This is a genomic window from Microbacterium sp. B35-30, from assembly GCF_010634855.1.
Taxonomy (GTDB): domain Bacteria; phylum Actinomycetota; class Actinomycetes; order Actinomycetales; family Microbacteriaceae; genus Microbacterium.
In genome coordinates this window covers 1-9,280 of record NZ_MWLQ01000057.1, presented here as the reverse complement: position 1 = coordinate 9,280, position 9,280 = coordinate 1, and the positions used below count along the sequence as shown (strand labels likewise).

Annotated in this window: 8 protein-coding genes and 1 riboswitch; of the genes, 5 read left to right on the top strand and 3 right to left on the bottom strand. The window is 72.1% G+C overall.

All coding sequences use genetic code 11. The features are described from left to right. Nucleotides 1–15: 15 nt before the first annotated feature. Both B2K11_RS19835 and B2K11_RS19830 read right to left on the bottom strand, forming a co-directional pair. Nucleotides 16–774 (bottom strand): SDR family oxidoreductase, encoded by a 759-nt coding sequence (locus tag B2K11_RS19835; RefSeq protein WP_204260209.1) that lies wholly within the window; start codon nucleotides 772–774, stop codon nucleotides 16–18. Further along, nucleotides 771–1,631 carry a fumarylacetoacetate hydrolase family protein gene (locus B2K11_RS19830; RefSeq protein WP_163620822.1) on the bottom strand — a complete coding sequence of 287 codons (861 nt, stop codon included), beginning with the start codon at nucleotides 1,629–1,631 and terminating at the stop codon, nucleotides 771–773. The genes B2K11_RS19835 and B2K11_RS19830 overlap by 4 nt, the downstream gene beginning before the upstream one ends. A 134-nt stretch (nucleotides 1,632–1,765) precedes the next feature. On the opposite strand from B2K11_RS19830, the gene B2K11_RS19825 reads away from it, so the two are divergent. Next, nucleotides 1,766–3,061 carry an enolase C-terminal domain-like protein gene (locus tag B2K11_RS19825; protein WP_163620821.1) on the top strand — a complete coding sequence of 432 codons (1,296 nt, stop codon included), beginning with the start codon at nucleotides 1,766–1,768 and terminating at the stop codon, nucleotides 3,059–3,061. Continuing rightward, nucleotides 3,048–4,016, top strand: coding sequence for an aldo/keto reductase (locus B2K11_RS19820; RefSeq protein WP_163620820.1), 969 nt, complete (start codon nucleotides 3,048–3,050; stop codon nucleotides 4,014–4,016). Before B2K11_RS19825 ends, B2K11_RS19820 begins: the two co-directional genes overlap by 14 nt. A gap of 92 nt (nucleotides 4,017–4,108) precedes the next feature. On the opposite strand, the gene B2K11_RS19815 is transcribed toward B2K11_RS19820, so the two are convergent. Next, on the bottom strand, nucleotides 4,109–5,884 hold the full coding sequence (locus tag B2K11_RS19815) for a D-alanyl-D-alanine carboxypeptidase (RefSeq protein WP_163620819.1): 1,776 nt from the start codon (nucleotides 5,882–5,884) through the stop codon (nucleotides 4,109–4,111). A gap of 38 nt (nucleotides 5,885–5,922) precedes the next feature. Further along, nucleotides 5,923–6,034, top strand: a riboswitch (TPP riboswitch). Between B2K11_RS19815 and B2K11_RS19810 the strand changes: the two genes are divergently transcribed. The 3 genes from B2K11_RS19810 to B2K11_RS19800 all read left to right on the top strand — a co-directional run bounded on the left by B2K11_RS19810 (nucleotide 6,025) and on the right by B2K11_RS19800 (nucleotide 8,980). Beyond that, entirely contained in the window at nucleotides 6,025–6,669 is a 645-nt protein-coding gene (locus B2K11_RS19810) for an ECF transporter S component (RefSeq protein WP_163620818.1), read from the top strand. It overlaps the preceding riboswitch by 10 nt. A 2-nt stretch (nucleotides 6,670–6,671) precedes the next feature. Beyond that, entirely contained in the window at nucleotides 6,672–8,177 is a 1,506-nt protein-coding gene (locus B2K11_RS19805) for an ABC transporter ATP-binding protein (RefSeq protein WP_163620817.1), read from the top strand. Further along, nucleotides 8,174–8,980: an energy-coupling factor transporter transmembrane component T gene (locus tag B2K11_RS19800; RefSeq protein WP_163620816.1), complete on the top strand. Its 807-nt coding sequence runs from the start codon at nucleotides 8,174–8,176 to the stop codon at nucleotides 8,978–8,980. Before B2K11_RS19805 ends, B2K11_RS19800 begins: the two co-directional genes overlap by 4 nt. The last annotated feature ends 300 nt before the right edge of the window (nucleotides 8,981–9,280 follow it).

Here is a 9,280-nt window from a genome sequence, read left to right as displayed (position 1 = left end):
GGGAATCGGCGCGACTCAGGAGGTGGCGGGGCGGAGGCGGAGGGGCGACATCCCGCCGTCCACCTCGATGTAGGTGCCCGTGGTCGACCCAGCACGCGGGCTGACGAGGTAAAGCACGGCTGCGGCGACCTCGTCGGCCGACACCAGGCGCCCGTGCGGCTGCCGGGCCTCCAGCGCCGCCCGCTCGGCCGCGGGGTCGGCCGCGCCGGCGAGCAGGCGACCGATCCAGGGGGTGTCGGCGGTGCCCGGGTTGACGGCGTTGACGCGGATGCCCTCGCGCAGGTGGTCGGCCGCCATCGCGCGCGTGAGGGACAGCACCGCACCCTTCGACGCGCTGTACAGGGCGCGCTGCGGCAGGCCGGCGGTCGCGGCGATCGACGACGTGTTGCAGATCGCCGCGGTGGGCGACCGCCGCAGCCACGGCAGTGCCGCGGCGCTCACGCGCGCGATGCCGGTGACGTTGATCGACAGCACGCGCGCCCACTCCTCGTCGTCGTTCGCGGCGACGTCGCCCTGCGCGCCGATGCCGGCGTTGTTCACGAGGATGTCGATACGGCCGAAGCGCTCGCCGACCGCGGCGATCGCGGCGTCGACGGCGGCGCGGTCCGACACGTCCGCGGTGAACGCGGCGAAGCGGGGGTCGGCGCCCGACGTGTCGCAGTCGAGCACGGCGACCTCGGCGCCCTCGTCGCCCAGCGCGCTCGCGATCGCGGCGCCGATGCCCGAGGCGCCGCCGGTGACGACGGCGACCAGTCCGTCCAGCTGTCCGCTCATCGCGCCTTCTCCCATGCCGTGAACTCCTGGCGCTGCGCGCCGAGGCCCTCGATCTCGATGTCGACGACGTCGCCGGCCTTGAGATACGGGAACTTGCCGCCGAACGCCACGCCCTGCGGGGTGCCGGTGAGGATGAGGTCGCCGGGCTCGAGCGTCACGTACTGCGAGAGATGGTGCACGATGGTGCGCACGTCGAAGATCATGTCGCTCGTGTTCGAGTGCTGACGGGGCTCGCCGTTGACGAAGCTCTTCAGCTCGAGGTTCTGCGCGTCGACTTCGTCGGGGGTGACCAGCCACGGTCCCGTGGGATTGAAGCCGGGGGCGATCTTGCCCTTGGACCACTGCCCGCCCGAGACCTCCATCTGGAACGTGCGCTCCGAGACGTCGTTGGCGACGACATAGCCGGCGATATGCCCGTCGACCTCGTCGAGGCTGTCGAGGTACGCCGCACGGCGGCCGATCACGACGCCGAGCTCGACCTCCCAATCGGTTTTCTCGCTGCCGCGTGGGATCGTCACGGCGTCGTTCGGCCCGACGACGGTGTTCGGCGTCTTCAAGAAGATGATGGGCACGGTCGGCGGCTCGGCGCCGGACTCGCGCGCGTGCGCTGCGTAGTTCTGGCCGATGCAGATGACGGCGCTCGGCCGCGCGATGGGGGCGCCGATGCGGAGGGAGTCGGCGTCCGGCAGCTCGGGCAGGAGCCCGGCGGCGATCGCGGTGGCAGTGCGGCCGAGGGGATCGTCGGCCAGGAACCGGCCGTCGACATCGGATGTGAGCGGGCGCAGATCCAGGCGACGATCGCCGTCGAGGACGACGGGGATCTCGTTGCCGGACTCGCCGAGGCGCGCGAACTTCATTGCTCTCCTGAATTCTCGATGCGGGTGGCGTCGATGCCGTCGCACCCCGCGGGGCGTGATTGACAGTATAGACATCGGATGTTTACACTGCGAGCGGTTCGATCTCGCGAGCCGCAACCGCAGGAGACCGCCCCGTGAGCCGCATCGTCGCGTTCGAGACGACAGACATTCGATTCCCCACATCGCTCAGCCTCGACGGCTCCGACGCGATGAACCCCGATCCCGACTACTCCGCGGCCTACCTCCGCATCGTGACGGACACTGCAGACCGCGCCGACGGGCACGCCTTCGTGTTCACGATCGGCCGGGGCAACGACGTGCAGGTCGCGGCGCTCGACGCCCTCGCCGCGCACCTGGTCGGTCGTGAGCTGGAGCCGCTCCTGGATGACATGGGGGCGACGAATCGCGAGCTCATCGGCGACTCGCAGCTGCGCTGGCTGGGCCCTGAGAAGGGCGTCATGCACATGGCGATCGGCGCGGTCGTGAACGCGCTGTGGGACATCAAGGCCAAGCGCGCCGGGCTCCCGCTCTGGCAGCTGCTCTCACGCATGAGCCCCGAGGAGATCGTTGCGCTCGTCGACTTCCGCTACCTCACCAACGCGCTGACACCCGAGGACGCGCTTCAGATCCTCCGCGACGCCGAGCCCGGCCGCGCCGACCGCGAGCGCGAACTGCTCGCGAGCGGCTTCCCGGCCTACACCACCAGCCCCGGGTGGCTCGGCTACTCCGACGAGAAGCTCGCGCGGCTCTGCCGTGAGGCGATCGCCGACGGCTTCGGCCAGATCAAGCTCAAGGTCGGCGCCGACCTCGAGGACGACATCCGCCGCCTGCGCGTCGCCCGCGGGGTGTGCGGGCCCGACTTCCCGATCGCGATCGACGCGAATCAGCGCTGGGAGGTGTCGGAGGCCATCGCCTGGGTGAACGCGCTCGCCGAGTTCGGCATCGCGTGGATCGAAGAGCCCACGAGCCCCGACGACGTACTGGGCCATGCCGAGATCGCCCGCGGCGTCGCCCCCGTGCGCGTGGCGACCGGCGAACATGCCCAGAACCGCGTGATCTTCAAGCAGCTGCTGCAGGCGGACGCCATCGCGGTCATGCAGATCGACGCCGCGCGCGTCGGCGGCGTCAACGAGAACATCGCGAACCTGCTGCTCGCTGCGAAGTTCGGTGTGCCGGTGTGCCCGCACGCCGGGGGCGTCGGGCTGTGCGAGGCGGTGCAGCACCTCTCGATGTTCGACTTCGTGGCGGTCAGCGGCAGCCGCGAAGGTCGCATGATCGAGTACGTAGACCACCTGCACGAGCACTTCGTCGTGCCGACCGATGTACAGGGAGGCGCCTACCGCGCCCCGCTCGCACCCGGGATCGGCATGGAGATGAAGGCCGCGAGCCGCGCGGAGTACGAGTGGAAGGCCGCTCGTGTCGCCGTCTGAGCCGCGCACGCCCGCGCTGACCCGCCTCGGCTACGGCGCCGCGAACATCGGCAACCTCTTCCGCGAGCTCACCGACGAGCAGTCCTGGGCCATCCTCGAGGCGGCGTGGGAAAGCGGCATCCGCTACTTCGATACCGCGCCGCACTACGGCCTCGGCCTCTCGGAGCGGCGGCTCGGCGCGTTCCTGCAGACGAAGCCCCGCGACGAGTTCGTGATCTCGACGAAGGCGGGGAGACTGCTCCGTGCGAACTCCCACGACGACGGCGCGCTCGACCTCGCCGCCGACTTCCACGTGCGCACGACGCTGCGCCGCGAGTGGGACTTCTCCGAGGCCGGCATCCGCGCCAGCCTCGACGAGTCGCTCGAGCGCCTCGGGCTCGACCGGATCGACATCCTCTACCTGCACGACCCCGAGCGCCACGACCTCGACCTCGCGCTGCAGGAGGCCTTCCCGGCTCTCGAGCAGCTCCGCGCGGAGGGTGCCGTCGACGCCGTCGGCATCGGCTCGATGACCGCCGACGCGCTCGCCGCGGCCGTGCGCAGCGCCGATCTCGATCTCATCATGGTCGCGGGCCGCTACACGCTGCTCGAGCAGCCTGCCGCCGAGGTGGTGCTCCCCGCGTGCCACGAGCACGAGACCGGCGTGGTCGCGGCATCCGTGTTCAATTCCGGCCTGCTGGCGAAGGACGAGCCCTCGCGCGACGACCGGTACGAGTACGGACGGATGCCGGAGCCGCTGTGGCAGCACCTGCAGCGCATCGTCGCCGTCTGTCGCGCCCACGACGTGCCGCTGCCGGCTGCGGCGGTGCAGTTCGCGCTGCGGGAGCCGGCCGTCCGCTCGGTCGTCGTGGGCGGGAGCCGACCCGAGCAGCTGCGCCGGAACGCGGAGCTGATGGCGGTCGACATCCCCGGCGCGCTGTGGGACGACCTGGCCGCCGAAGGCCTCATCCGCTGACGAAGGGAACCGGGCGAGACCCGCACGTACGGCGATGCACTGCTGCGCAAGGGCGTCGTCGGGCATCCGTCCGCCGGCTGACGAGCGGGGCGTCAGCCGTTGAGGCCGAACAGGTCCAGCGGGTGCGTGAGCCGCCACCACGGCGACGGTTCGGTGATGTCGGCGGCGAGCTGCAGGTCGACGGCGGTCTCATCGAGCGGTCCGGTGACGGTGAGCGAGCCGATCACGTCGCCCGCGTCGCGGCTCTCGTCGAGGTCGTAGGCAGGGGTAACCGTGCCGCTGCCGCCGTTCCACAGGATCACCGACGCATCGCCCGAGGTGATGACGTCGACTTCGTCGCCCCACAGGGTCTCGACCTGGCCGGCGACGGTGTTCGCCGTGACCGAGGGCTTCAGCTGCAGCTCCGCCTCGAGCTGTGCGTAGATCGCGCGTGAGGCGGCGAGCCGGGCCTCGTCGTCGGGCTGACCCAGCACCGAGGCGTAGAGGCGCACCGTCGTGTCGCCGACCGTGATGTCCTTCGCCGACAGCAGGTTCCAGGCATCCAGCGTTCCCGTCTTGATGCCGACGACGCCCGGATCGGCGAGCAGGCCGTTCGTGTTCTTGACGTTTCCGGCGCCGGGGAGGTCGACGGACTGCTTCGCGACGATCTCGGCGATCACCGGATGCGCGAGGGCCTTCTGTGCGAGCACCACGAGCGCCTCGGCGCTGGCGGTGTTGCGAGGGTCCATGCCCGTCGGCTCGAACACGGTCACACCGGGCACGCCGTGTGCGGCCAGCCAGGATGACGCCGCCGAGGCGAAGACGGCATCCGAGGGGCAGATGCTCTGCGCCAGGCGGTCGGCGTAGTTGTTGGCGGAGCCGACGAGGATGCCCTCGAGCATCTGGTACTCGGTGAGGGAGCCGTTGACCGGCACGTTGAGGGCCGATTCGCCGTTGCTGAGGTACTGCCAGTAGCGGGAGCGGTCGGCCGACGTGAAGCGGAACTCGGGGCCCTGCTCGCCCAGCGCCAGCGGCATCTCCTCGAGGACGACGAGCGCGGTCACGACCTTGGTGATGCTGGCGATCGCGTCGGGATCGGCGCTGGACGCGAGGGTGCCCGAGATGCCGGCGACACCTTCGGCAGCACTGCCCTCCGCGGGCCACACCGGCGTGGCGGCGGGAGCCGCGATCGGCTGGACCTCCATCGCGATGACGGTGGGGGCGACGGCGTGGAGCGGCCACAGCAGCGTCGTCGCCGCGTAGGCCCCGAACACCGCGGCGATCGCGAGCGTGGGAACGACGACACCGGCACGCAGCGGCGAGCGTCGCGGGGCGTCGGACAGCAGGTCGGCGTCGACGGTGACGTAGGGGGTGGTGGCAGCCGCCAGATCGCCCGGAGCCGCGGCGCGGCCGACGGTCGTCTCGTCGACCCAGGTGAGCGCCATGCGACCGCCGGCTGTCGCGGCGCGCTCGACCCGGTCATCGGCGGTCTCGGGGAGGGCGGTGTGACCGGTGGGATCCCAGGTCGCGACAGGCACCGTGGGCTCGGGGACGAGCCCCGGGATCACCGATCCCGTCTGCGGCGCGGCCTCGAACACCGGCGCCGCCTGAAACACGGGAGCGGCCGCGACCACCGGCGCTGCCTCGAACACGGGCACCGTGGGGCTGGTCGCAGCGGGATCGCCCAGCGGCACGGTGGCGATCGTCGACGGGATGGCCGGCACGTCGTCCGGAGCGGTGCTGCTGCCGGGCGGCGTCACGACCGTCTCGCCCGTGGCGACGGTCAGGATGCCGCTTTCCGAAGGGTGGGACCCGGGAGCGATCGGCACGTCGCCGGTCTGCGCCCGGCGCGCGCGGCGCGTGGGTACAGGGGCGTCGTCGAGGGTCATCCACCCAAAATACCCGTCATCGCGGCGGTATACTGACGTCACACAACCACGGGAGTCCGGTGAGCCGGGCTGAGAGGAAGCGACCCACGCTTCGACCGTCGAACCTGATCCGGATCATGCCGGCGCAGGGAGGAGTTCTTATGCACACGTCCACGTCCGCATCCACCCCCGTTGCGGCCACTCCGCAGAGCGCGCGCAGCCTGCGCTGGCGGGTCGTCGACATCGTCGTCGCCGCCGTTCTCGGCGTCGCCATCGGGCTCGTCTTCTGGGCCTGGAACACGGTGGGATACGCGTGGTTCACGGCCATGGACGGCCTCACGCCCGGCCTCGGCGGCCTCGCCGTCGGCATCTGGCTGATCGGCGGCGTGATCGGCGGTCTGGTGATCCGCAAGCCCGGCGCCGCACTGCTCGTCGAGGTGATCGCCGCGATCGTCTCGATGCTCATCGGCAATGTTTGGGGTGTGTCGACCCTGCTGTCGGGCCTCGTCCAGGGCCTCGGTGCCGAGCTGATCTTCGCCGCCTTCCTGTACCGCCGCTTCACGCTCCCCGTCGCCATGCTCGCCGGCGCCGGCGCGGCAGTGGGCGCCTGGGTGTTCGAGCTCTTCTACGGCAGCTCGCCCAACATTCTCAAGACGCTCGAGTTCAACGCGATCTACCTCGTGTCGCTCATCGTGTCGGGCGCTCTGCTCGCCGGTGTCGTCGGCTGGCTCGCGGTGCGGGCGCTCGCGGCCACCGGCGCGCTCAACCGCTTCGCGGCAGGACGCGAAGCGCGCCGCGAGGTCTGACGATGGTCGCGACCGGCCCGGCTCGCATCACCGCGGCGGGCTGGGGGTGGCGCTACGCCGGACGGCGGGCGCCCGCCGTCCGCGACGTCTCGTTCACGATCGAGCCGGGGGAGCGTGTGCTGCTGCTCGGCGCCTCGGGCGCCGGCAAGTCGACGCTGCTCGCCGGCATGGCCGGCCTCCTCGGCGGCGCCGACGAGGGCGACGAGACCGGCTCGCTCCTCGTCGACGGCGAGCGGGCGGAGGCGCACCGCGGCCGCGTCGGGCTGGTGCTGCAGGACCCCGACGCCGGCGTGGTCCTGTCGAAGGTCGGCGACGACGTCGCCTTCGGCTGCGAGAACCTCGGGGTGCCGGCCGCCGACATCCCGGCGCGCGTGGCTGACGCGCTCCAGGCGGTCGGGCTCGACGTGCCTCTTGCCCGGCCGACGAAGTCGCTCTCGGGAGGGCAGAAGCAGCGCCTCGCCCTGGCCGGGGTGCTCGCGATGCGCCCCGGTGTGCTGCTGCTCGACGAGCCGACGGCGAACCTCGACCCCGACGGCGTCCGTGAGGTGCGCGCGAGCATCGAGCACGCGCTCGGCGAGAGCGGGGCGACGCTCGTGGTGATCGAGCACCGCACGGCGGTGTGGGCCGACCTGATGGACCGGGTCATCGTCGTCGGCGCCGACGGCGGGCTGCTCGCCGACGGCACGCCGGCCGAGGTCTTCGCCCGTCACGGCGAGGCGCTCGCCGCGGCGGGGGTGTGGGTGCCCGGTCGCCCGGTCGATCTGCCGGTGCGGGCGGCGGCGCCGGCCGATGCGCCGGCGGCGGTCGCGGCATCCGCTCTCTCGATCTCGCGCGATGGACGTACGGTCGTGCGCGCCGGACTCGATGTCCGCGTGCCGCGCGGCGCGGCCACGGTGATCACCGGCCGCAACGGCGCCGGCAAGTCCACCCTCGCGCTCACCCTCGCCGGGCTGCTGCCGGAGGCGGCGGGCGAGGTGCTGGCCGCCGCCGAGCTCGCCGGGCGGTCGGGCCGCCGGCCGTCGCGGTGGACCTCTCGCGAGCTGCTCACGCGGATCGGCACGGTGTTCCAGGAGCCGGAGCACCAGTTCCTCGCGTCGACCGTCCGCGATGAGCTCGCGATCGGGCCGCGCTCGCGCGGAGTGGACCCGGCGGCGGTCGACGCGATCGTCGACGAGCTGCTCGAGCGCCTGCACCTGGCGCCGCTGGCGGCCGCGAATCCGTTCACGCTGTCGGGGGGACAGAAGCGCCGCCTCTCGGTGGCGACCGTACTCGCCGACGCGCCGCCGGTGATCGTGCTCGACGAGCCGACATTCGGGCAGGACCGCCGCGGCTGGGTCGAGCTCGTGCAGCTGCTGCAGTCCGAGATCGACGCGGGCACCACCGTCGTCGCCGTCACGCACGACGAGGACGTGCTGCGCCACCTCGGCGGGCACCGCATCGATCTCGGGGGCGTGGGGTCGGCCAGCAGTAGGGGCGTGGGGACGCTGCCGGCGCGGGTGCGATCGTGACCGCCGTCGCTCCGCGCACCGGCGCGGACGATGTCGCGGCCGAGCGGAGGGCGTGGCTGGACGGCGTCAACCCGGTCACCAAGATCGCGCTCGCGCTGCTGCTGTCGGTGCCGCTGTTCGCCTCGATCGACGTCACGAGCGCCGTCGTCGCGATCGCCCTGCAGCTCGCCTGCATCCCGCTGACGGGCCTCGGCGCCATGACGGTGCTGAAGCGGATGCTGCCCATCCTCGTCTTCGCACCCGTCGCGGGCATCAGCATGCTGCTGTACGCCGAGCCGGGCGGGACCGTCTACTGGTCGTTCTGGTACGCGACGATCAGCGACGACTCGATCGCGCTGGCCGTCGCAGTGTGCGTGCGCGTGCTCGCCCTCGCGCTGCCGACGATCCTGCTGTTCGGTCGCACCGATCCGACCGAGCTCGCCGACGCCCTCGCGCAGGTCGCGAAGCTGCCGAGCCGGTTCGTGCTCGGGGTGCTCGCCGGCACGCGCACGCTGGGCCTCTTCCTCGACGACTGGCGCAGCATGGGCCTCGCGCGTCGCGCGCGCGGCGTGGGCGACAGCGGCGCGATCCGCCGCTTCTTCTCCATGGCGTTCGTCCTGCTCGTGTTCGCGGTGCGACGGGGCACCAAACTCGCGATGGCGATGGAGGCGCGCGGCTTCGGTTCCGACATCCCCCGCACCTGGTCGCGGCCCTCGCGCCTGCATCCGCGCGACCTCGTGGCGCTCCTCGGCGGCGCCGCGATCATGGCCGCCGCCATCGGCGCCGCTGTCATCGCCGGGACTTTCCGCTTCGTCTGGTCCTGACCGCGCACCGGTGCGTGCGGCCCGGCACCGGTGGGTGCGTCCCGGCACCGGTTGATGCGTCCCGGCACCGGTGGATGCGGTCCGCCACCGGTGTGCGGTCCGGACATCGCGGGATTCCGGATGCCACAAACCGGCGTTTCCTGGACCGCGCGCCTCACTCGTGCCCAGGCAGCGGGTGCGGTCCGGACATCGCGGGATTCCGGATGCCGCAAACCGGCGTTTCCTGGACCGCGCGCCTCACTCGTGCCCAGGCAGCGGGTGCGGTCCGGACATCGCGGGACTCCGGATGCCGCAAACCGG

What these genes read in the sequence shown, in the direction of transcription:
- B2K11_RS19835 (WP_204260209.1), bottom strand. Translation starts at nt 774, where the DNA reads ATGAGCGGACAGCTGGACGGACTGGTCGCCGTCGTCACCGGCGGCGCC.
- B2K11_RS19830 (WP_163620822.1), bottom strand. Translation starts at nt 1,631, where the DNA reads ATGAAGTTCGCGCGCCTCGGCGAGTCCGGCAACGAGATCCCCGTCGTC.
- B2K11_RS19815 (WP_163620819.1), bottom strand. Translation starts at nt 5,884, where the DNA reads ATGACCCTCGACGACGCCCCTGTACCCACGCGCCGCGCGCGCCGGGCG.
- B2K11_RS19810 (WP_163620818.1), top strand. Translation starts at nt 6,025, where the DNA reads ATGCACACGTCCACGTCCGCATCCACCCCCGTTGCGGCCACTCCGCAG.
- B2K11_RS19805 (WP_163620817.1), top strand. Translation starts at nt 6,672, where the DNA reads ATGGTCGCGACCGGCCCGGCTCGCATCACCGCGGCGGGCTGGGGGTGG.